Source organism: Phycicoccus jejuensis (genome assembly GCF_000720925.1).
Classification (GTDB): Bacteria; Actinomycetota; Actinomycetes; order Actinomycetales; family Dermatophilaceae; genus Phycicoccus; species Phycicoccus jejuensis.
The window spans coordinates 1-22,226 of the sequence record NZ_JOEE01000001.1; the positions used below are offsets into that span (position 1 = coordinate 1).

Consider the following 22,226-nt stretch of genomic DNA (forward strand, 5'->3'; position numbering starts at 1 on the left):
CGTGCGGGTCGTCGGCGACGAGGTCAACTCCGCGCCGACCCTGCGGCCCGGTGGCGCCCAGCTCACCCAGCGGCGCTACCCGGTCATCGCGGGCAAGCGCCTGTCGGTGCCGGTCCTCGCCGACTGGCGCGACCCCGAGAACGACACGCTCGCCGCGCGGGCCGACGTCGAGGGGGCGGTCGTCGACGGCGGCGGCCGCGTCACCGTCACCGCCCCGGGCGAGGAGGGCCGACAGCCCATCGGCTACGTCGTCAGCGACGGCCGCGGCGGTGAGACCCGGGGCAGCGTCAACGCCCGCGTGCTCTCGACCACCGGCGACAGCACGTTTGTCGCCCCCCGCACCCAGCCGGATGCCGTGCGCGGCGTCGTGGGCAAGCCGCTGCAGGTCGAGCCGCTGGGCAACGACATCGCCGGCGCCGACCCGGGGGAGCCGGACGCGTCGCTGCGGCTGCGCTCCGAGGTCCGGCCGCGTGACGGCGGCCGTCGAGACCACCGACGACTCGCAGTGGCTCCAGCCCTCGATCTACCAGGGCCGATGGGTCCGGCTCGAGGCCCGCGACCCCGCGCCCGCCGGCACCGAGGGGCGCCGCGGCACCATCCGGTACACGGTCAGCGACGGCACGCAGCGCACGACCGGCCAGGTCGAGGTGCTCCAGCAGGGTCCGCTCGCCGACTCCCTCCCCCTCGTCGAGGACGACAAGGCGACCGTGCGCGAGGGCGACAGCGTGAGCATCCCGGTGCTGGACAACGACACGATGGCCGACGGCATCCCGCTGCGCCTGGACCCCGGCTCGGTCAAGGTGGTCAGCAAGGGGGACGCCCAGCGCGCCTTCGCCTCCGGCAACGTCGTGCGCTACGTGCCCGAGGCCCGCGGCCTCCGTGCCCCCAAGTTCGTGACGATCGAGTACGCCGCCTACGCCGAGGGCAGCAAGGAACGCGCCCAGACCGCGCGGGTCCGGGTGCAGGTCAACCCTCTCCCGACCGCGCAGCAGGTCAACCAGGCCCCGGTCGCGCGCAGCTTCACGGCCACGGTCACTGCCGGCGACCCCCTGACGATGACCATCCCGACGTTCGGCGTCGACCCCGACGGCGACTCGGTGTCGGTCACCGGCGTGGTCGGCAGCGACGGCGGTCCGGTCGACCTGCGCCTCGGCCGCGTGGTCGGCACGGGTCCGACCACCATCCGGTACGAGGCCTTCCCGCTCGCCGCGGGTACCGAGGTCATCACCTACGAGGTGCGCGACCGCTTCGGCGCCACGAGCCGCGCGTTCGTGCGGGTCGGCGTCGTGCAGCCCGGCGACCCGCAGCCCCCGGTGGCGGTGCCGGACGAGGTCTTCGCCGCGCCCGGCAAGACGGTGACCGTCAAGCCGCTCGTCAACGACCTCATCGCCCGCGGCGACGTGGTCGACGTGCAGACCGAGGGCCTCAACCCCGCCGGCGAGCTGAAGAAGTGGACGGTCGACGCCGACCACACCGTCCGCACGAAGGTCCCCGAGGACACCTCGTCCCTTCACCAGCTCGTCTACGGCATCAGCGACGGGCTCTTCGACCCCTCCCGCGCCACGGTGCTCGTGCGCCCGGTGGCCGGCTACACCAACCCGCCGGTGGCCAACGACGACGTCGCGGCGCCGAAGCCGGGGGAGACCTCGACGGTGGTCGACGCGCTGGCCAACGACACCGACGTCGACTCCGACCCCGCCACGCTGCGGGTCAAGGAGGTCCTCTCCCCGGACGCGCAGGTCACGCCCGACGGTCGGGTCAGCGTCAAGATCCTCGACCACGCCTACTCGGTGCCGTACGTCATCGTCGACGAGGACGACGAGGAGGCGATGGCGCTCATCCACGTGCCGACCGGCGCCAACGGGCAGCCGTTCGTCGTGGCCGGCTCGCTCATCACGATGGACCCCGACTCGTCCAAGACGGTCAACCTGGGCGACCACGTGCGCTCCCCGCGCGGTCGGGTGGTGTCGGTGACGACGGCCTCGACGGTCTCGGCCTCGCCGGCGGAGAACCTCTCGGTCAGCCTGGGCGACAACCGGACCCTGCAGCTGACCTCCTCCAACGGGTATGTCGGTCCGGCGGCGGTGATGCTGGAGGTGACCGACCAGAGCGCGGTGGGCCAGAAGGACTTCGGCACGGCGTACGTGTCGGTGCCGGTGCAGGTCGGTCCGTTGGTGCCGCTGCTGCGCTGCCCCGACGGGGCCGTCACGGTGACCGCGGGCGGCCTGGACCGCACGGTCGACATCCCGACGGTCTGCCACGCCTGGCTCCCGGTCGGCATGACGTTCGACGACATCGACTACGAGGCCCGCTGGCAGACCGAGGCCGACGCCGACCTCGAGGTCGACGGCCAGGGCAACCGCCGCCTCACCCTCCACGCCGACGCCGACGCCCAGACCTCCACCGGCAAGGTCGAGATCTCCTCGCGCGGGATGACGCAGCCGTCGACCCTCACCGTCCGGGTCGTCGGCGCCGACGCCCAGGGCCCGGCCCGGCTGCGCCCCATCTCGGTCTCCGGGCTCGAGGAGGGGCAGTCGCGCACCGTCGACGTCTCCGGCTACCTCGACTCGCCGCTCTTCGCCCCGACCTGCGCGATCGTCAGCGCCACCGTCGAGTCGGGCTCGGGCATCACCGCCTCCTCCGACGGCTGCTCCCTCACGCTCACCGCCGGCGACCGGCCCTCGCCGACCGCGTCGATCGGCCTCGTCGTCACCGACGGCCCGCGCCGCGAGACCTCCGGCCGGGTCACCGTGACGATGCTCGGCCGGCCCGACCCGCCGCGCCAGGTGCAGGCCGTCGCCGACCGCGACGCCGGTGGGCAGGCGCGCGTCCGCTGGCTGCCGCCCACGTACGACGGCGGGTCGGTCGTCACCGGCTACGTCGTGCGCTGGAGCGGCGGCTCGTCGGGCGAGCAGACCTGCTCGGCGTCTCCGTGCACCATCCAGGGCCTGACCAACGGCCAGGACTACACCTTCACCGTCGCCGCGGTGAACGGCATCGGCGAGGGGGAGCCGTCGGCGCCCAGCGCGGCCGTGCGCCCCGACCGGCTGCCCGAGGCCGTGTCCGGCGTCCGGATGGTCTCGCGTGGCGACGGCACCCTGACCATCGCCTGGGACCAGCCGGTCAACGAGGGCAGCGCCCTGCGCAAGTACGTCGTCCGGCTCATCTCCTCGACCGGGCAGACCAAGACCCAGGACGTCGCCGCCGCGACCCGCCAGGCCACGGTGACCGGCCTGGACAACATGGCCGAGCAGGACGTGCAGGTGCAGGCGTGGAACGAGCTCGGCGCGGGCCAGTTCGGCCCGGCCGTGACGATGCAGTCCGCCGGCACGCCACCCGCGCTCCCGGCCCCGAAGATCACTGCCAGCGGCCCCGGCCCGGCCCAGGACTCGGCGACGCTCACCATCTCGTGGGAGCAGGGCAGCCCCAACGGCCCGCCGACGACCGGCTACACCCTCTACCAGCAGGTCGGTGGGGGCGGCTGGACCGCCGTCGAGACCCTCGCCCCGGACCGCCGCACCACGAAGGTCGTCGTCCCCTACGACGGTCGCGACTACCGCTACACGGTGACGCTGACCAACGGCGCCGACCTCGAGGGGCCCAGGACGAACTCGTCGTCCTTCACCTCCAACGGCGTCCCGTCCGACCCGTCTCTCACCGCGTCGACCCCCGCCGCCGACCGGAAGATCCGCGTGACCGTCACCGTCGGGCAGCCGCGGGCGGCGTCCTTCTCGGTCATCCGGTGGTCGGCCAACGGCGCCTCGGGCACCCACCAGTGCGGGTGCGCGCCCGGCTCGCAGGTGACCTTCGACATCGGCCCGCTCGACACGAGCCCGACCCAGGCGTACAACGTGGCCGTCCGCACCGAGAACTCGGCCGGCGCCTCCTCGAACCCCGCGGCGACCAACGCGACCCCCTACGGCCCGACGCTCTCGCCCTCCGGTCTCGACGGGCGCAACGACGGCACGACCGGCGCGACCTGGACCTGGAACCTGCCGACCAACGGCCGCCCGATCGACGAGGTGCGGCTCTCCGGCGCCGACACCGGCACCTTCGGCGGCAACAAGACGCAGCACTCGATCAGCAAGGGCCCGGGCACCTACACGCTGACCGTCGAGGCGCACTCCGACGCCGGATGGTCCGACCCCGTCTCGCGCCAGGTCACCGTCCCGGCCCCGCCGCCGCCGGACCCGTCGGTCTACAACGTCCGCAAGACCCCGGGGTACATCCCCCCGAACGCCACCGGCAGCTGCACGACGAAGGCGTGCCCCCGCGTCTCGTTCGACGTCAAGGACTTCCCGGGCGGTGGCGGCGGGTGGGACGTGTACTTCATCAGCCGGGCCTCGCCGTCGCCCGGGTTCCACTCGAGCACGCCGTTCAACGTCAGTGGCGACGGCACCGGCTCGAGCACGAACCGCTCCAACTGGAGCTCGCAGGGCTATGTCCTCGACGACGGCAACGGACCCGTCATCGTGCGACTCTGCCGGGGCGGCACGTGCCACGAGTCAGCGCCCACCCCGTGGTGAGCCCCCCCATCCCCCGTTCCGTCGAAAGGACACCCTCCGCATGACCGTCACCACCGACCAGGCCGCCTGGTTCTCGCAGACCTTCGGCGCCATGGTCGCCAACGTCGACAAGGCGGTGCTCGGCAAGGAGCACGTCATCCGTCTCGCGCTGACCTGCATGCTCTCCGAGGGCCACCTCCTGCTCGAGGACTTCCCCGGCACGGGCAAGACGCAGCTCGCGCGGGCGATGGCGGGCACGGTCAAGGGGACGAACTCGCGCATCCAGTTCACGCCGGACCTGCTGCCGAGCGACGTCACCGGCGTGACGATCTACGACCCCAACAGCAAGGTCTTCGAGTTCCACGAGGGCCCCATCTTCGCGACGATCGTCCTCGCCGACGAGATCAACCGCGCCTCGCCGAAGACCCAGTCGGCGCTCCTCGAGGTGATGGAGGAGGGCCACGTCACCGTCGACAAGACGCGCCACTCGGTCGGCGAGCCGTTCATGGTCATCGCGACCCAGAACCCCATCGAGCAGGCCGGTACCTACCGCCTCCCCGAGGCGCAGCTCGACCGCTTCCTCATGAAGACGACACTCGGCTACCCCGACCACGACGCCACCGTCCGGGTCCTGCGTGACGCCGCCACGCGTGACCGCACGCGCTCGCTCGAGCCGGTCGTCACCGCCCAGGTGGTCAGCGACATGGCCGAGCTCGCCGACGGGGTGCACGTCGACGACGCGATCCTCGACTACGTGTCGCGGCTGGCCGAGGAGACCCGTCGCCACGTGAGCATCCGCCTGGGCCTGTCGGTCCGTGGCTGCCTCGCCTTCGTCCGCTGCGCCAAGACGTGGGCGATCAGCCAGGGCCGCGACCACGTCGTGCCCGACGACGTCAAGCTCCTCGCGCAGCCGGTGCTCAACCACCGCCTCCTCGTGACCGCCGAGGCGCAGTTCGCCGGCATCACCGTCGAGCAGGTCATCGACCAGATCCTCGCCGAGGTGGCGCCGCCCACGGAGCGCGTCCCCGCATGAGAGGCGCCCCACGAAGTTCTTCCCCCGCTTCGCTCCTCCAGATACTTCGCGAGGACCCCGCATGAGCGACCCCACCGGGCTGCCCGAGGACGCCGAGTCGACGGTCCGTCGCTCGGACCTCACGCCTCCCCCCGCGCCGCGCGGCGCCGGGGGCGGTGCCGCACGCCCGGTGGACGACGCCGCGGAGGGGGCCACCTCGCGCTCCGCCCGGCGACCCTCCGGCAGGTCCAGGCGACCCCGCGCCGGCCGCCGCCTCGCGCTGCCCCGCCTGCGCACCACCGGCCCCGGCCGGGACGACGCCGGCCGCTCGCGCCCCGCGGCGCGCGCGGCCACCCGCACGCAGACGAGGGCCGACGGCAGCACCCGGACCGTCACGCTGCCCCGCGTCCAGGTGCCGAGCGCCCTCACCGACACCGGCGCGCGCATCCTCGTCCTCACCGGGGAGCGCATCAAGCCGATCGCCGACCAGACCCGCCGCGTCTGGCACCCCGTCGTCGAGGTGCTGCGCTGGGTCTCGCCGCTCGGCTGGACGGTGCTCGTCGTCGGCCTGCTCGCCTGGTGGATGACGGCGCGGTTCGCCTGGGCGGAGCTCGGGATGGTCGCCGCCGCGTGCCTCGTCCTCGTCATCGCCTGCGTGCTGCTGGCGCTCGACCGCGCGAAGGTCCGCATCCGCGCCGACGTCGAGCCGGCCCGCGTCACCGTCGGCGATCCCGCGACCGGTCGCATCGCCGTCACCAACACCTCGAAGCGGGGGATGCTCCCGCTGCTCGTCGAGCTGCCGGTCGGCCGCACCGCCGCGCGCTTCACGTTGCCGGCCCTGTCCGCCGGGCGCACCCACGAGGAGCTCTTCGTCGTCCCGACCTCGCGCCGCGGCGTCGTGCCCGTCGGCCCGGCGACCACCGTCCACGGCGACCCGTTCGGGCTCGTGCGCCGCACCGTGCAGTGGACCGAGCGCTCCGAGCTCTACGTCCACCCGCGGACGATCTCGCTCGACAACCTCGGCGCGGGCCTGCTGCGCGACCTCGAGGGCGAGGTGACGCCCGACCTGTCGATGTCCGACCTCGCCTTCCACGCGCTGCGCGAGTACCAGGCCGGTGACGACCGCCGCTACGTGCACTGGCGCTCCTCCGCCAAGCACGGCCGCCTCCTCGTGCGGCAGTTCCTCGACACCCGCCGCAGCCACCTCGCGATCGTCGTCGACACGACGCCGGAGGTGTACACGAACGACGAGGACGACGTCGAGCTCGCGATCTCGTGCGCCGCGTCGTTGGCGCTGCGCTCCATCCTCGACGAGCAGGACACGACCGTCGTCTGCCACGGCGAGACCGCGTCCCGCACGACCGCTCCGCTGACCCTCGACGCGCTGGCCCGCGCCGAGGTCGGCCCCCTCGACCTCTACGGCTCGGTGGGGCAGGCCGCCGCCCTCGCACCGGACGCGAGCATCGCGGTGCTCGTCACCGGGGTCGAGCGGCCCTTCATCCAGGTGCAGCGGACCCTCGACCAGTTCGAGCCGGAGGTCGTCAAGGTCGCGCTCGTCGTCGACCCCGACGTGCCCGTGGGCGTCCGTCGCCTCGGGTCCATCGTCATCCTCCACGTCCGTGAGCTGACCGACGTCCGCCGTGTCCTCTTCTCCGGAGCGCTCGCATGACCGACCAGCCGTCCACCGATGGCGCCGGCCGCACCGGCCGGCAGCCCAGCCTGGCGACCGCCCTGCGCGGCGGCGAGAAGCGGCGCCCCCGCCGCCGCGCCGCCGACGCACCGTCGGTGTGGCGCAGCCTCGTCCCCGGGCGCGACGCGTCGGTCGACCTCGCCTTCGCGCTCGTCCTCGGCAGCATCGCCCTGCTCGGGATGCGCACCGGATTCCTCGGCGTCGAGTGGGTCGTCGCCGCGTGGTCCGGGCTCGTCCTCGGCCTCGTCGTCGGGCACGTCGCCGGCACGCTGCGCTGGATGGCGCTGACGACCTTCGCCGTCCTCGTCGCGATCTACTTCCTCCTCGGCGGGCCGCTCGCGGTGCGCGACAACCTCCTCGCCGGGTTCGTCCCGACCGGGCAGACCTTCGTCGACCTCGCGACCTGGGCGGTCACCGGCTGGAAGAAGTGGCTGACGCTGCTGCCGCCCGTCGACGCCCGCGGGCCGGTCCTCGCGCTGCCGTGGCTCGCCGGCCTCCTCGGCGGCGCGACGACCCTCGGGTTCGCGCGCCGCTGGGCCAACGTGCCGCTCACCGCGGTGGCACCGCTGGCCCTGCTCGCCGGCTCGATCGCCCTCGGGACGACGCAGCCCGCGGCCCTGCTCGTCCAGGGCGTCGGCTTCGCGGCGGTGCTCGTCGCGTGGCTCGTCGTCCGCGCGCACCGCACCCGCCCGCCGGTCCAGAACGGGGCCGGACGCGGGGTGCGCTTCGCGACCGCCGGCGTCCTCGCGGTGGTCGCCCTCGTCGCCGGGGCCTTCGCCGGCCCGCTGCTGCCCGGCACCTCGGCCGCCGCCACCCGCGAGGTCGTGCGCGAGCGGCTCGTGCCGCCGTTCGACGTCTCGCAGTTCGCGAGCCCCCTGCCCGGGTACCGGCAGTACACCGAGCCCAACGACGCGAAGCTCTACGACCAGGTCGTCCTGCGGGTCACCGGGCTGCCGGCCGGCACGCCCGTCCGCTTCGCCACCCTCGACCGGTACGACGGCCTCGTCTGGGGTGCGGCCGACCGCACCGCGGACGGCACGCCCTTCCAGCAGGTCGGCTCCCGCATCGCCCCGACCGGGGCCGAGGGGCGCGAGGTCGACGTCGACGTCACGGTGCCCGACGGCGGCTACCGCTCGGTCTGGCTGCCGACCGTCGGCGACCCGACCCGCATCCAGTTCGAGGGGCCGCGGGCCACCGACCTCGCCGACGCCCTCTGGCTCAACACCGCCACCGACACCGCGGTCGTGCCGGCCGGCCTCCTCGGCGGCGACTCCTACCGGATGACGGCCCTCGTGCCGCCGACCCCCGCGACGACCCTGCCCGAGGACCTCGACGTCCGCACCGGCGCCTCGAGCGTCGTCGACACCGACTTCCTCGACGCGAAGATCGACGCGCTGACCAGCCGCGCCGAGGGTGGCCCGTGGTCGAAGCTGCGCGCCTTCGCGACGGCGATGCGCACCGAGGGCACGTACACCGACGGCGGCACCCCGAACAGCTTCGAGAAGGTCTACCTGCCCGGGCACGCGGTCTCGCGGCTCACCCGGTTCGCCGGCTCGAGCAAGCTCGCGGGCAACGACGAGCAGTACGCCGCGACGCTGGCGCTCGTCGGCCAGCGGCTCGGCATCCCCAGCCGCGTCGTCATGGGCGGCATCCCGCAGGCGGGCGGCGAGGTCCGTGGCAAGGACGTCCACGCCTGGGTCGAGGTCCAGCTCGACGACGGCACGTGGTTCCCGATGGACTACCGGTCCTTCGTGCCGAGCCGCGACAAGACGCCGAGCGAGCAGCAGCTGAAGACCGAGGAGCAGAAGGTCGGCGCCCAGGTGCCGCCTCCGGCCGGGGTCAGCCCGCCGTCGGTGCTCCAGGGTCCGGACCAGGCGCAGAACGCCACTGACGTCACCAAGCGCAAGAAGAACCCCTTCGACGTCACCGCCTGGCCGCTGTGGCTGCAGGTCCTCGCCGGGGTCGCGGCGCTGCTGCTCCTCGTCGCCCTCTACGTCGTGGTGCTGCGCCTGCTCAAGGCGCGGCGCCGGCGCCGGCACGCCTCGCTCGGGCCGGTGCCCGGCCGGGCCGCGTGGGTGTGGCGCGACCTCGTCGCCGAGTCACGGTCCCTCGGGGTCGCCGTGCCGCGCGGGGTGACCCGCCGCGAGCAGGCGCACGGCATCGACGCGGCGGTCGCGCTGCGCTCGGTGCCCGAGGCGGAGCCGGGGGAGGCGGCCGCGTACGCCACCGCGCCGGAGGGTGCGGTGGCGGTGAGCGAGGTCGCGGCGTCCGTCGACGCCGTCGTCTTCGGGCCCGGTGACGGTGACCCGGAGGCCACGGCGGCCCTGCACGCCCAGGCCGAGGCCGCGCGGACGACGATGCGCGCCGGCGTGAGCCGCTGGGCGCGGCTGCGCTCCGACGCCGACCCCCGTCCCCTGTGGGTGCAGCGCGAGCGCACCGGCCCGCGCGTGCGCTGGTGGCGGCGCCTTCGCCCGCCCTCGCTGCCCCGCCGCCGCGGTGAGGACCCCACCCCGGCCTGACCCCCCTCACCCCATCCCCGGAGTCGAGTGCGGAAGCGGCAGCCCCGGCAACCCCCTCCGCCCTCGACCCGCACGCCTCCCGCAGTCGAGTGCGGAAGCGGCAGCCCCGGCAACCTCTTCCGCCCTCGACCCCGGCGGAGGAACGCCGACGGGGCGGCCTCCCGGTGTGGGAGACCGCCCCGTCGTGCGCGAGCCCGGCGCGGGCTACACCGCAGTAACTGCCGCCAGAGCGTCACGTACTGCGGTGTAGCCCGCGATGGGCCGGGGGGAGGACGTGCCTCAGCGCTCCTCGTCACCCGAGATGAAGGCCTCGAGGCGGGCCCGGCCGACCTCGTCGGGGCGCTGCTCCGGCGGGGACTTCATGAGGTAGCTCGACGCCGACAGCAGGGCGCCGCCGATGCCGCGGTCCTTGGCGATCTTCGCCGCGCGGATGGCGTCGATGATGATGCCGGCCGAGTTCGGGGAGTCCCAGACCTCGAGCTTGTACTCCAGGTTGAGCGGGACGTCGCCGAACGCGCGACCCTCGAGGCGGACGTAGGCCCACTTGCGGTCGTCGAGCCAGGCGACGTAGTCGGACGGGCCGATGTGGACGTTGCGGTCCTCGGTCTTTCCGGCGAGCGAGCCGGTGAGGTTCGAGGTGACGGCCTGCGTCTTGGAGATCTTCTTGGACTCCAGGCGCTCGCGCTCGAGCATGTTCTTGAAGTCCATGTTGCCGCCGACGTTGAGCTGGTAGGTGCGGTCCAGCTGCACGCCGCGGTCCTCGAAGAGCTTCGCCATCACGCGGTGGGTGATCGTGGCGCCGACCTGCGACTTGATGTCGTCGCCGATGACCGGCACGCCCGCGGCCTCGAACTTCGCGGCCCACTCCGGGTCGGAGGCGATGAAGACCGGCAGCGCGTTGACGAAGGCGACGCCCGCGTCGATGGCGCACTGGGCGTAGAACTTGTCGGCCTGCTCCGAGCCCACCGGGAGGTAGGAGACGAGCACGTCGACCTGCGCGTCGCGCAGCGTGGCGACGACGTCGACCGGCTCGGCGCCGGACTCGTCGATCGTCTGGCGGTAGTACTTGCCGAGCCCGTCGAGGGTGTGGCCGCGCTGGACGGTGACGCCCGTCGTCGGCACCTCGGCGATGGTGATGGTGTTGTTCTCGGAGGAGTTGATGGCCTCTGAGAGGTCCTTGCCGACCTTCTTGTCGTCCACGTCGAACGCGGCGACGAACTCGACGTCGCTCACGTGGTACTCGCCGAAGCGGACGTGCATGAGGCCGGGGACGGTGGTGGCGGGGTCGGCGTCCCGGTAGTAGTGCACGCCCTGCACGAGCGAGGACGCGCAGTTGCCGACGCCGACGATCGCGACGCGGATGGAACCCATGGCTTCTCCTGGTGGGTCGGTGGTGGAGGGGGTGGGGCGACGGGCGCCGGGCCGCGGACGAGCCGCGGACCGGAGACCGCCTACGGCTGGGGGCCGGGGTCGGTGGGGTGGCGCCGTTCGGCGTCGATGAGCTCCGAGAGCCAGCGGACCTCGCGCTCGGTCGTCTCCTCGCCGTGGCGCTGGAGGGCGGCGGTGTAGGAGTCGAGCCGCTCGCGGTGCCGGGCCGAGCGCTCGCGGACGCGCTCGAGGTCCTCCTCGAGGCGGGAGCGGCGGCCCTCGAGGATGCGCAGGCGCACCTCGCGCTCGGTGCGGGCGAAGAAGGCGAAGCGCACGTCGAAGCCGTCGTCCTCCCACGAGGAGGCGTCGGTGCGGGCGACGAGCTCGGCGAAGTGCTCCTTGCCGGCGGCGGTCAGCTCGTACACGACGCGCGGGCGCTTGCCCGGGCGGGGGGCGTCCGTGGCCTCGGCGATGAGCCCGCGGGCCAGCAGGCCCTTGAGCGCCGGGTAGAGCGTGCCGTAGGAGAGCGCCCGGAACGGCCCGAGGGCGGTGTTGAGGCGCCGGCGCAGGTCGTAGCCGTGCGTGGGCCCCTCGTGGAGGAGGCCGAGGACGGCGAGCTCGAGGAGCTGGGCGCGACGAGAGACCACGGGCTGCTGCTCCTCCTCACCCTGTCGCCGGCCGACCGGACAAACTCGGACCTTGTCACCTTGAACGTAACACAGATATATCGGGGCGATACATCTCGCGCGGGGTGGCGCGACGGACCGGGCGCGAGCGGCGGGCGGGCCGCGGTCGCGGCGGCAGGGCACGTCGACGGACCGACCGGAGCGTCCGTTCTTGGGGATTTCCCAGCCTGCGTGGTCATACTGGCGGGTGGACGCGGCGCGAGCCGCGTCGTTCACTGTCCCCCCGTTCCCTGCCCCGGAAGCCCATGAGCCAACGACAGCCACGCACCCGTTCCGACGCCACGCGACGGGCCACCGCCCGCTCCGGCGCCGCCGGAGCCCCGACGACCTCGCGCACGCGCCGCTGGCTGCGCCGCGTCGTCTGGGCCGGCCTCGGGGCGTTCGTCCTCGGCATGGCCGGGTTCTTCGTCGCCTACGCGATGACCGACATCCCGCAGCCGAACGAGATGGTGACGGCCGAGGCCAGCACCGTCTACTACTCCGACGGCAAGACCGTGCTCGCGCGCCTGTCCGACGAGGGCGGCAACCGCCAGTCCGTGCCGCTCGCGGACATCTCGCCCAACATGCAGCACGCGATCCTCGCCGCCGAGGACCGCGACTTCTACCAGAACAGCGGCATCAGCCCGACGGGCATCGCGCGGGCCGTCTGGGTCGCGGTCAAGGGCGGGCAGGCGACGCAGGGCGGGTCGACGATCACGCAGCAGTACGTCAAGAACTACTTCCTCACCCAGGACCGCACGCTGACCCGCAAGGCCAAGGAGATCCTCATCTCCCTGAAGATCGACAAGCAGCAGTCCAAGGACGAGATCCTCACCAACTACCTCAACACGATCTACTACGGCCGCGGCGCGTACGGCATCCAGACCGCCTCGCAGGCCTACTTCAAGAAGAACGCGAAGGACCTCACCCCGGCCGAGGCCGCGATCCTCGCCTCCGTCATCCGCGGGCCCTCGTTCTACGACCCGACCCTCGGGGCGGAGCAGAAGGCGAACGCCGAGAAGCGCTCGGCCTACATCCTCGACGCGATGGTCGACAAGAAGTGGCTCTCGCCGCAGGACCGCGAGGCGGCCGACGTCGAGAAGACGCTCGACGGCATCAAGAAGTACACGCCGAAGCAGCTCGGCGGCACCAACGGCTACATCGTCGACCTCGTGAAGAAGGAGCTCGTCAGCAAGTACAAGCTGAGCGAGAACGACATCCAGCGCGGCGGCCTGAAGATCACCTCCACCGTCGAGCGCGGCCGCCAGAACGACGCGGTCAAGGCCGTGCGCGAGGAGCGCCCGGACGTCGAGGACGTCCACGAGGGCCTGGTCTCGATCAAGCCCGGCAACGGCGCCATCGTCGCGCTCTACGGCGGCGAGGACTTCGCGAAGCGGCCGCTCAACAACGCGACGCAGGCGAAGATGCAGGCCGGCTCGACGTTCAAGATCTTCACCCTCATCGCGGCGCTGCAGGAGAAGAAGGCGAGCATCCGCTCGACCTTCCCCGGCTACAGCCCGCAGTACTTCGAGGAGTTCGCCGACCCGAACGCGTCGAACGAGAACTCCCGCCGTGGCCGGGTCAAGAACTTCGGCAACGAGCAGTTCGGCAACATCGACCTGCTCACCGCGACCGGCCACTCGGTCAACACCGTGTACGCCAAGCTCAACATCGAGGCCGGCGCGAAGAACACGATGCAGGCCGCGGAGGACGCCGGCGTGCGCTCGCCGCTCGAGCCCAACGTCGCCGACGTGCTCGGCACCGACTACGTGACCGTCCTCGACATGGCCAACGCCTACGCGACGATCGCCGCGCAGGGTGTGCGCTCCGAGCCGTACATCGTCAAGGAGATCCGCTTCCCCAAGGACGAGCAGCCGGTCGTCAAGGCCAAGGCCAAGACCAAGCGGGTCTTCGACGAGGACCTCATGGCCGACGTCATCACGGCGATGCAGGAGCCGGTCAACGGCGGCACCGCCCGCTACGTCGGGCAGAACCTCGGCCGCCCGGCCGCCGGCAAGACCGGGACCTCCGAGAGCTTCCGCTCGGCCTGGTTCGACGGCTACGTGCCGCAGCTGGCCACCGCGGTCGCGCTCTACCGCTCCGACGACGAGACCGGCAAGGAGCTCCCCATGGAGAACCTGCCGAACGCCGGCAGCATCACCGGTGGCACCTTCCCGACCCGCATCTGGACGGCGTACATGAAGGCCGCGCTCGACCAGACCGACATCGAGCAGTTCCCGCAGCCGGCCTACATCAACCGGGACGTCCTGCCCCCGCAGCCGACCCGCACGACGCAGGCGCCGCGGCCGACGCAGAGTTCGGCAGAGCCCTCGCCGAGCGAGACGCCGACGCCGACCGAGACCCCGACCCCGAGCGAGACCCCGACGCCGACCGACCAGCCGACCCCGACGCAGTCGCCGGGACTGCCGACCGTCCCCGGCCGACCGTCGAGCAGCCCGTCGCCGAACGCGTCGCAGAACACCGGCTGACCCCCGCCGCGACCGTGGCCCGTGACCGCCACCCCGCCGCGCCGCTCCCCGCCCGTCTCCTGACGGCACTCGGGGGGCGGCGCGGTGTTCGTGCCCCCGCCGCCGCGCGGGGGGTGGCCGCGCTGGCACCGGTCGTCGCGCTCCTCGCGCTGCCGGTCGGGCTCGCCGCGCTGCGCCAGGCGGCCTGCGCCACCACCGGGTGGGACGGACGGACCGCGCTGTGGGGCCAGTGCGCCTCGCCGCTGCTCGCCGGCACCGGGACGCCCGACCTGCCGCTGCTGCAGCGCCTCGCCGTCGGGTTCCTGCGCACCGCCGCGCCGGGGACGGGGATGCCCGAGCACCGCTGGGTGCTGGTCCTGTGGACGGTCGCGGCGGCGCTGCTGCTCGCCGCGGTCGTCGTCCTCGTCGGGACCACGCGCCGCCACCCGTTGGCCGACCTGCTGCCGCTCGCGCTCTCGCCGGTCCTCGCGCTCGCCGTCCTCACCTCGACCGGCCTCGTGCCCGTCACGTGCGCGGTGCTCGCGGTCTGGGCGGGAAGCCGCGGACGCGTGGCCGTGGCCGGGGCGCCGGCGGGGCTCGCGGTGCTCGGCGGCCCCCTCGGGCTCGCCCCGCTCCTCGCGCTCGTCCTGCTCGCCCGGGGCGCCGACGCGCGCCGGCTGCTCGTCGGAGCCGGCGCGGCCGTCGTGCTCGTCGCCGGCCCGGCCGCCGCCCTCGACCCCGGCCTGCTCGGGCGCCCGGTCGCCGCGTGGTGGACCGGCGGGGCCGGGCCCGGCTCGCCCTGGTTCGTCCCCTCCCTCGTCGAGCGGCCCCTCCCCGGGGCGGCCGTCGCGGGGCTCGCCGTCCTCGGGATGCTGCTCGCCGCCGTCCTCGCCGGGCTGCTGCTGCGGCACCGGGCCCGCCCCCCGGTGGCCGACGTCGTCGTGCTCGCGCTCGTCGTCGCCCTCGTCACCGCGCCGGCGCTGCCGGTGGGCGCCGCGCTGTGGCTCGTGCCCTTCCTCGCGCTCGCGGGCGTGCCGTGGCGCGACCAGCTGCTCTGGGCCGGCGCGGAGGTCGTGCACGCGGTGGCGCTCCTCGCGTGGCTGGCCGCCGCTACCGACCCCGCGCACGGCCTGCCCGCCGGCTGGTACGCCACGGCGCTCGCGCTGCGGCTCGTCGCGCTCGGTCGTCTGGGCTGGGTCGTGTGGGCCCGCGCCACCTGGGGGACGGGGGCGCCGGACCCCTCCTCCCGCACGGATTGGGAGCCCGGCCGCGCTGCCGGTAGGCTGGAGCGGTTGCCCGCCGGGCACCCTGTGGACGAACCACGGGGGCTGTGGGCGACACCGCATACCCTCCTGTCACGGAAAGACCGTGACCGCCTGAGACCGAAGGAGGCGGGTTAGCACATGCGTCAGTACGAACTCATGGTCATCCTCGACCCGGAGCTCGACGACCGGACCATCCAGCCGTCGCTGGAGAAGCTCCTCAAGGTCGTGACCACCGATGGTGGCTCGATCGACACCGTCGACGTCTGGGGCCGGCGCCGCCTGGCCTACGAGATCAAGAAGAAGGCCGAGGGCATCTACGCCGTCGTCAACTTCACGTCCGAGCCGGCGACGGCCAAGGAGCTGGACCGCCAGCTCGGCCTCAACGAGACGGTCATGCGGACGAAGCTCCTGCGCCCCGGCGCCTGAGCACTCCGTCACCAGCCCACGACCAACCCCCGAAGGGACGCCCGTCATGGCAGGCGACACCGTCATCACGATCATCGGCAACCTCACCGCCGACCCCGAGCTCCGCTTCACCCCCTCGGGTGCCGCGGTCGCCAACTTCACCGTCGCGTCGACCCCCCGCGCGTTCGACCGCCAGTCGAACGAGTGGAAGGACGGCGAGACCCTCTTCATGCGCTGCTCGATCTGGCGTGACGCGGCCGAGAACGTGGCCGAGTCGCTCCACCGCGGCACGCGCGTCATCGTCTCGGGCCGGCTGAAGTCGCGCTCCTACGAGACGAAGGAGGGCGAGAAGCGCACCGTCATGGAGCTCGAGGTCGACGAGGTCGGCCCCTCGCTGCGGTACGCCTCCGCGAAGGTCACCAAGGCCGAGCGCGGCCAGGGTGGCGGCGGTTTCGCCGGCGGCGGTGGCGGTGGCTTCCAGCAGAACGACCCGTGGGCCACCGGTGGCTCCGCCCCCCAGCAGGGTGGCGGCGGCCAGCAGGGCGGCGGCTGGGGCGGTGGCCAGCAGGCCCCGCAGCAGCAGCAGCCCGCGCAGGGTGGCCAGCAGGGCGGCGGCTGGGGCCAGGCCCCGAGCTACGACGAGCCCCCCTTCTGACCGACGCCGGGCACCCCGCCCGCTGACGGTCGACACGACACAGACAGACACCATCCCCGGGTGACCGGGGCTCATCCGCCGGCTCCGGCCGGCAGAAGGAGAGCACCACGATGGCCAAGCCCGCCATTCGCAAGCCGAAGAAGAAGGCCAACCCGCTCAAGGCGGCGAAGGTCGAGAACATCGACTACAAGGACGTCGCGCTCCTGCGCAAGTTCATCTCCGACCGCGGCAAGATCCGCGCCCGGCGCGTGACCGGCGTCTCCGTCCAGGAGCAGCGCCTCATCGCCAACGCGGTGAAGAACGCGCGCGAGATGGCGCTCCTGCCGTACTCGAGCTCGTCCCGCTGACCCGCCGAAGGAGCCAGACAGATGAAGGTCATCCTCACCCACGAGGTCACCGGCCTCGGTACCGCCGGTGACGTCGTCGACGTCAAGGACGGGTACGCCCGCAACTTCCTCTTCAAGCGTGGTCTCGCGACCGCGTGGACCAAGGGCGGCCAGAAGCAGGTCGACTCGATCGCCAAGGGTCGCGCGACCCGCGAGGTGAAGTCCCTCGAGGAGGCGAAGTCCATCAAGGGCAACCTCGAGGCCAACGCCGTCACCGTCACCGCGCACGCCGGCACCGGGGGCCGCCTCTTCGGCGCCGTCTCCACCGCCGACATCGCCGAGGCCGTCCAGGCCGCTGGCGGTCCGTCGCTCGACCGTCGCCGCATCGAGGTCCCGACCCCGATCAAGACGACCGGCACGCACACCGCGCTCGTCCGCCTCCACCCGGAGGTCCAGGCGACCGTCTCCCTCGAGGTCGTCGCCGGCTGACGCCGACACCTCGCGAGCACGCAGGGCCCCGGACCGCACCAGCGGTCCGGGGCCCTCGTGCATCCCCACCCACCCGTCGAGCGAACAGAACACGCCGTCCGGGCCGGTGTGCAGACGGCGTGTCCTGCTCACTCGACGGGGTCCGGCGGGGCCCGAGACCGGATCGTGACCTCCGGCCCAACCGCGCTCCGGGACACCGAAGCCCGCTCGGCGAGCGTGCGTCCCCGGCCGCGCGACGGGGCGAGGCATTGGCCAGGCGCCCCCGGGCGCCGTTGGCGTCGATCGCCGACCGTGCCCCAGACCGCCGTCCCCGGAGGAGCAAGACCGTGTCCGCACCCGAACGACCCCTACCGACGCACCAGCCGCCATGCCCCCCGAGCCACCGAGCTCGGACCTGGATGAGCTGGGCCCCGTTCGTCGGTGTCTTCATCGCGCGCATCTCGCGCGGCCGCACGGTGCGCGAGTTCGTCACGGGCGTGCTGCTCGTGCCGACGGTCGTCACCTTCGCCTGGTTCGCCATCTTCGGCGGCTCGGGCATCCACCGCGAGATCTTCGGCCAGGGCGGCCTCGTCGGCCCCGACGGCGCCGTCGACACCGACGCGGCGCTCTTCCAGATGCTCGGCGGCCTGCCGTGGTCCTCGCTGCTCAGCATCGTCGCCATCGTCCTCGTCGTCGTCTTCTTCGTCACGAGCTCGGACTCGGGCTCGTTCGTCGTCGACATGCTCGCCAGCGGTGGCGACCCCGAGCCGCCCACCTGGAGCCGCGTGCTCTGGGCCGTGCTCGAGGGCGCGGTCGCGATCGCGCTGCTCGTCGCCGGCGGCGACAGCGGGCTGACCGCGCTGCAGACGGCCGCCATCCTCCTCGCGCTGCCGTTCAGCCTCGTGATGATCGGCATGGTCATGTCGATCACGCGCGCGTTCCTCGCCGAGCACGGGCGCACCGAGCGTGCCGAGCGTCGCCTGCTCGCCGACGAGATCGCCGGCCAGATCGCCCGCACGCCGGACCTGCGCGAGAGGGCGTACGGCAACGGCAACGGCACGACGGACGGGCTGCGCGCCACGGTCCCGGCGGCGCATCCCGGCCCCTTCTCCCCGCGAGATGCGCTCCTGCGCGTGCGACCGCACGCGGACGCGCGCAGGTCGCCGGGAGAAGAGCCCGGACCCGGGGGTGCTGGTGTGCCGACGGGCGGGGTGCGGGGCGGTGTCGGGGGCGGGCCGTAGGTTGGGCGCCATGGCCGGGACGACGACACGACGCGCGAAGGGCGCCGGCGCCTTCCGCTGCTCCGAGTGCGGTTGGCAGACCGCCAAGTGGGTCGGCCGCTGCGGGGAGTGCCAGGCGTGGGGGAGCGTCGCCGAGGTCGGCGCCGTCACCGTCCGCACGACCGCCGCGAGCACCGTCGCGCGCCCTGCGACCCCCATCGGCGAGGTCGACGTCAGCCACGCGGTCGCCCGCCCGACCGGGGTGCCCGAGTTCGACCGGGTCCTCGGTGGCGGTCTCGTGCCCGGCGCCGTCGTCCTCGTCGCGGGTGAGCCCGGCATCGGCAAGTCCACGCTGCTGCTCGACGTCGCCGGGCGCGCCGCCCGCTCCGCCGAGCACGGTGACCGCACGGTCCTGTACGTCAGCGGCGAGGAGTCGGCCGCGCAGGTGCGCGCCCGCGCCGAGCGCATCGAGGCGATGGCCCGCACGCTCTACCTCGCGAGCGAGACCGACCTCGCGACGGTCCTCGGCCAGGTCGAGCAGGTACAGCCCGAGCTCCTCGTCGTCGACTCGGTGCAGACCATCTCCAGCGGGGAGGTCGAGGGGTCGGCCGGCAACGTCGCGCAGGTGCGCGAGGTCGCGGCCTCCCTCATCCAGGCGGCGAAGGCGCGCGGCATCGCCGTGCTCCTCGTCGGGCACGTGACCAAGGACGGCTCGATCGCCGGCCCCCGCGTCCTCGAGCACCTCGTCGACGTCGTCGTGCAGTTCGAGGGCGACCGGCACTCGCGGCTGCGGCTGGTCCGGGCGGTCAAGAACCGGTACGGCCCGACGGACGAGGTCGGCTGCTTCGACCTCTCCGACGTCGGCATCGTCGGCCTCGCCGACCCGAGCGGCCTCTTCCTCTCCGGGCGCACCGCCGCCGTGCCGGGCACCTGCGTCACCGTCACCCTCGAGGGGCGCCGCCCCCTCGTCACCGAGGTGCAGGCCCTCGTCACCCAGTCCTCGCTCGCCACGCCGCGCCGCGCGACGAGCGGGCTCGACGCCGCCCGCGTCAACATGGTGCTCGCCGTCCTCGACAAGCGGGCCCAGGCCCCGATCGGCGGCAGCGACGCCTACCTCTCGACGGTCGGCGGGGTGCGGCTCACCGAGCCCGCCGCCGACCTCGCGATCACCCTCGCGCTCGCCGGCGCCATCACCGACCGGCCGCTCCCGCCCGGCACCGTCGCGTTCGGCGAGGTCGGGCTCGCGGGCGAGGTGCGGCCGGTCACCGGCGCGCACCGCCGCCTCGCCGAGGCCGCGCGGCTCGGCTTCACCCGGGCCGTCGTCCCGAGAGGGGTCCTCGGGGCCGGGCCGGTGCCCGAGGGGCTGTCGGTGCTCGAGGTCGGGACGGTCGCCGAGGCCGTCGGGCGGGCGCTGCACGACGTGCCCGTCCGCTGAGCCCGGCGCCCCGGCGGGACGGTCCGCTGCGAGCTCCCGCAGATCGAGACCGTGCCGTGACCACCCGGCCGATAGGATCCAGCGGGATCCCGCCGACGGGCCCCACGAGACGCACGCCCACGGACGCAGCAGGAGGAGCACGGATGGCCGGGTCACCGACCGACGACGAGCTGCTGCGCGTCACCCTCGGCGCCGTCGCGCCCGGCACCGAGCTCCGGGACGGCCTCGAGCGCATCCTGCGCGGCCGCACCGGCGCGCTCATCGTCCTCGGCCACGACCGCGTCGTCGAGCAGATCGCGACCGGTGGCTTCCCCCTCGACATCGAGTTCTCCGCGACCCGCCTGCGCGAGCTCGCGAAGATGGACGGCGCCGTCGTCGTCGACCGCGACGTCACCCGCATCCTCCACGCGGCGACCCAGCTGCTGCCCGACGCCGGCATCGAGACGAGCGAGTCGGGCACACGGCACCGCACCGCCGAGCGCGTCGCCAAGCAGACCGGCTTCCCCGTCGTCTCGGTCAGCCAGTCGATGCGGATCATCCAGCTCTACATCGCCGGCCGGCGCATCGTCCTCGAGGACTCCAGCGCCATCCTGTCCCGCGCCAACCAGGCGCTGCAGACCCTCGAGCGCTACAAGTCGCGCCTCGACGAGGTCACCGGCACGCTGTCGGCCCTCGAGATCGAGGACCTCGTGACGGTCCGTGACGTCGCGAACGTGCTCCAGCGCCTCGAGATGGTCCGGCGGATCAAGGACGAGATCGCCGAGTACGTCGTCCAGCTCGGCACCGACGGCCGCCTGCTCAGCCTGCAGCTCGAGGAGCTGACCGGGGGCCTGTCCGACGACCTCGGGCTCGTCATCCGCGACTACCTCCACGAGGCCAAGGCCGGGTTCACGCTCGAGGAGGCCGTCGCGAACCTCACGGCGATCGACTCCACCGAGCTGCTCGACCCCTCCGGCGGGGCCAAGGCGATGGGCTTCACCGTCGTCGGCGACGCGCTCGACTCCTCGGTCAGCCCGCTCGGGCACCGGCTCCTCTCGAAGGTGCCGCGCCTGCCGGGCGCGATCGTCGACCGGCTCGTCGTCCACTTCGGCTCCCTCCAGAAGCTGCTCGCGGCGAACATCGACGACCTCATGGACGTCGACGGCGTCGGCGAGGGCCGGGCGCGCCTGGTCCGCGAGGGCCTCTCGCGCCTCGCCGAGACGAGCATCCTCGAGCGCTACGTCTGACGTGGCCCCGGCGCCGGACCGCGAGGTCCTCCACCGCCGCGTGCTCGCCTGGTTCGACGAGCACGCCCGCCCGCTCGCCTGGCGCGACCCGTCGACGACGCCGTGGGGCGTGCACGTCTCGGAGGTGATGGCGCAGCAGACACCCGTCGCGCGCGTCGAGCCGGTGTGGCGGACGTGGATGGAGCGCTGGCCCACCCCGGCGGCGCTGGCCGCGGCGAGCCCCGGCGACGTCGTCCGGGCCTGGGGGCGCCTCGGCTACCCGCGGCGTGCGCTGCGGCTGCGCGACGCGGCGGTGGCCGTCGTCGAGCGGCACGGCGGGGAGTTGCCCGCCGACGAGGAGGCGCTGCGGGCGCTGCCGGGGGTCGGGGCGTACACCGCGGCGGCCGTCGCGGCCTTCGGCTTCGGCCGGCGCGCGGTCGTCGTCGACACCAACGTGCGGCGGGTCCTCGCCCGCGCGGTCGAGGGACGGGCGATGGCCTCGCCCTCGCTCACGGCGGCCGAGACCCGGCTGGCCGCCTCGCTCGTGCCCGACGACGCCGCGACCTCGGCCCGCTGGAACGTCGCCGTCATGGAGCTCGGCGCGCTCGTCTGCCGCGCCCGCGGGCCGGAGTGCGGCCGGTGCCCGCTCGAGGAGGTCTGCGCCTGGGTCGCCGCCGGCAGCCCGCCCGACGACGGGCCGCCCCGGCGCGGGCAGGCGTGGGAGGGCACCGACCGGCAGGTGCGCGGCGCCCTCGTCCAGGTGCTGCGCGAGAGCGCGGACCCCGTCGGCCGCGACGTCCTCGAGGCGACGGTGCTCGAGCGCCTCGCCCGGACCGACCCCGGCGCGCTCGGGCAGGTCGACCGCTGCCTCGCCTCGCTCGTCGAGGACGGCCTCGTCGAGCCGGTCAGCGCCGGCCGCTACCGGCTGCCCGCCTGAGCGGGGCCGCGGCACGTCGGCGCACGCGAGGAGCAGGGGCCTTCCGCGAGGGTCGAGTGAGCGGGGCGGACAAGAACTGACAC

The 22,226-nt window shown here is 73.8% G+C and carries 16 protein-coding genes and 1 pseudogene; 15 read left to right on the top strand and 2 right to left on the bottom strand.

Annotated features, from left to right (window positions below; translation table 11 throughout):
• Window positions 1–106: 106 nt before the first annotated feature.
• The 5 genes and pseudogenes from IG69_RS23215 to IG69_RS0100025 form a co-directional block, all read left to right on the top strand.
• A pseudogene (locus tag IG69_RS23215) lies at window positions 107–232 on the top strand (hypothetical protein); the annotation flags it as partial.
• A 238-nt stretch (window positions 233–470) separates the two neighbouring features.
• Window positions 471–4,526, top strand: coding sequence for a fibronectin type III domain-containing protein (locus IG69_RS0100010; RefSeq protein ID WP_030526135.1), 4,056 nt, complete (start codon window positions 471–473; stop codon window positions 4,524–4,526).
• A gap of 40 nt (window positions 4,527–4,566) precedes the next feature.
• Entirely contained in the window at window positions 4,567–5,538 is a 972-nt protein-coding gene (locus IG69_RS0100015) for an AAA family ATPase (RefSeq protein WP_030526136.1), read from the top strand.
• Window positions 5,539–5,599: 61 nt separating this feature from the next.
• Window positions 5,600–7,186 (top strand): DUF58 domain-containing protein, encoded by a 1,587-nt coding sequence (locus IG69_RS0100020; protein WP_030526137.1) that lies wholly within the window; start codon window positions 5,600–5,602, stop codon window positions 7,184–7,186.
• Window positions 7,183–9,726, top strand: a complete 2,544-nt coding sequence (locus IG69_RS0100025) for a transglutaminase TgpA family protein (RefSeq protein WP_051749950.1) — start codon at window positions 7,183–7,185, stop codon at window positions 9,724–9,726. The genes IG69_RS0100020 and IG69_RS0100025 overlap by 4 nt, the downstream gene beginning before the upstream one ends.
• Before the next feature lie 279 nt (window positions 9,727–10,005).
• Here the strand turns inward: IG69_RS0100025 and IG69_RS0100030 are convergent, their stop codons facing one another.
• Complete coding sequence (locus tag IG69_RS0100030) at window positions 10,006–11,097, bottom strand: inositol-3-phosphate synthase (RefSeq protein WP_030526139.1); 1,092 nt, start codon at window positions 11,095–11,097, stop codon at window positions 10,006–10,008.
• A gap of 80 nt (window positions 11,098–11,177) precedes the next feature.
• Window positions 11,178–11,741 carry a PadR family transcriptional regulator gene (locus IG69_RS0100035; RefSeq protein WP_030526140.1) on the bottom strand — a complete coding sequence of 188 codons (564 nt, stop codon included), beginning with the start codon at window positions 11,739–11,741 and terminating at the stop codon, window positions 11,178–11,180.
• 284 nt (window positions 11,742–12,025) lie between these two features.
• Here IG69_RS0100035 and IG69_RS0100040 point away from each other — a divergent pair, with 284 nt between their 5' ends.
• From IG69_RS0100040 to IG69_RS0100085, 10 genes are all read left to right on the top strand, one after another.
• Window positions 12,026–14,248, top strand: a complete 2,223-nt coding sequence (locus IG69_RS0100040) for a transglycosylase domain-containing protein (protein ID WP_036828582.1) — start codon at window positions 12,026–12,028, stop codon at window positions 14,246–14,248.
• 113 nt (window positions 14,249–14,361) lie between these two features.
• Window positions 14,362–15,627 (top strand): hypothetical protein, encoded by a 1,266-nt coding sequence (locus IG69_RS0100045; RefSeq protein WP_030526142.1) that lies wholly within the window; start codon window positions 14,362–14,364, stop codon window positions 15,625–15,627.
• Window positions 15,628–15,630: 3 nt separating this feature from the next.
• The gene (gene rpsF, locus IG69_RS0100050; RefSeq protein WP_030526143.1) at window positions 15,631–15,918 is read left to right on the top strand and encodes a 30S ribosomal protein S6; all 288 of its coding nucleotides are present in this window, start codon (window positions 15,631–15,633) and stop codon (window positions 15,916–15,918) included.
• 46 nt (window positions 15,919–15,964) lie between these two features.
• The gene (locus IG69_RS0100055) at window positions 15,965–16,552 is read left to right on the top strand and encodes a single-stranded DNA-binding protein (protein ID WP_030526144.1); all 588 of its coding nucleotides are present in this window, start codon (window positions 15,965–15,967) and stop codon (window positions 16,550–16,552) included.
• Between the two features lie 110 nt (window positions 16,553–16,662).
• The gene (gene rpsR / locus IG69_RS0100060; RefSeq protein WP_030526145.1) at window positions 16,663–16,899 is read left to right on the top strand and encodes a 30S ribosomal protein S18; all 237 of its coding nucleotides are present in this window, start codon (window positions 16,663–16,665) and stop codon (window positions 16,897–16,899) included.
• Between the two features lie 21 nt (window positions 16,900–16,920).
• Window positions 16,921–17,367, top strand: coding sequence for a 50S ribosomal protein L9 (gene rplI / locus IG69_RS0100065; protein ID WP_030526146.1), 447 nt, complete (start codon window positions 16,921–16,923; stop codon window positions 17,365–17,367).
• Window positions 17,368–17,765: 398 nt separating this feature from the next.
• On the top strand, window positions 17,766–18,587 hold the full coding sequence (locus IG69_RS19765; protein ID WP_030526147.1) for a BCCT family transporter: 822 nt from the start codon (window positions 17,766–17,768) through the stop codon (window positions 18,585–18,587).
• 10 nt (window positions 18,588–18,597) lie between these two features.
• The gene (radA, locus tag IG69_RS0100075; RefSeq protein WP_036828585.1) at window positions 18,598–20,001 is read left to right on the top strand and encodes a DNA repair protein RadA; all 1,404 of its coding nucleotides are present in this window, start codon (window positions 18,598–18,600) and stop codon (window positions 19,999–20,001) included.
• A 143-nt stretch (window positions 20,002–20,144) separates the two neighbouring features.
• A complete protein-coding gene (gene disA / locus IG69_RS0100080; protein WP_030526149.1) occupies window positions 20,145–21,227 on the top strand; it encodes a DNA integrity scanning diadenylate cyclase DisA in 1,083 nt (360 codons plus the stop codon).
• A 1-nt stretch (window position 21,228) separates the two neighbouring features.
• Complete coding sequence (locus IG69_RS0100085; RefSeq protein WP_030526150.1) at window positions 21,229–22,143, top strand: HhH-GPD family protein; 915 nt, start codon at window positions 21,229–21,231, stop codon at window positions 22,141–22,143.
• Window positions 22,144–22,226: the final 83 nt, after the last annotated feature.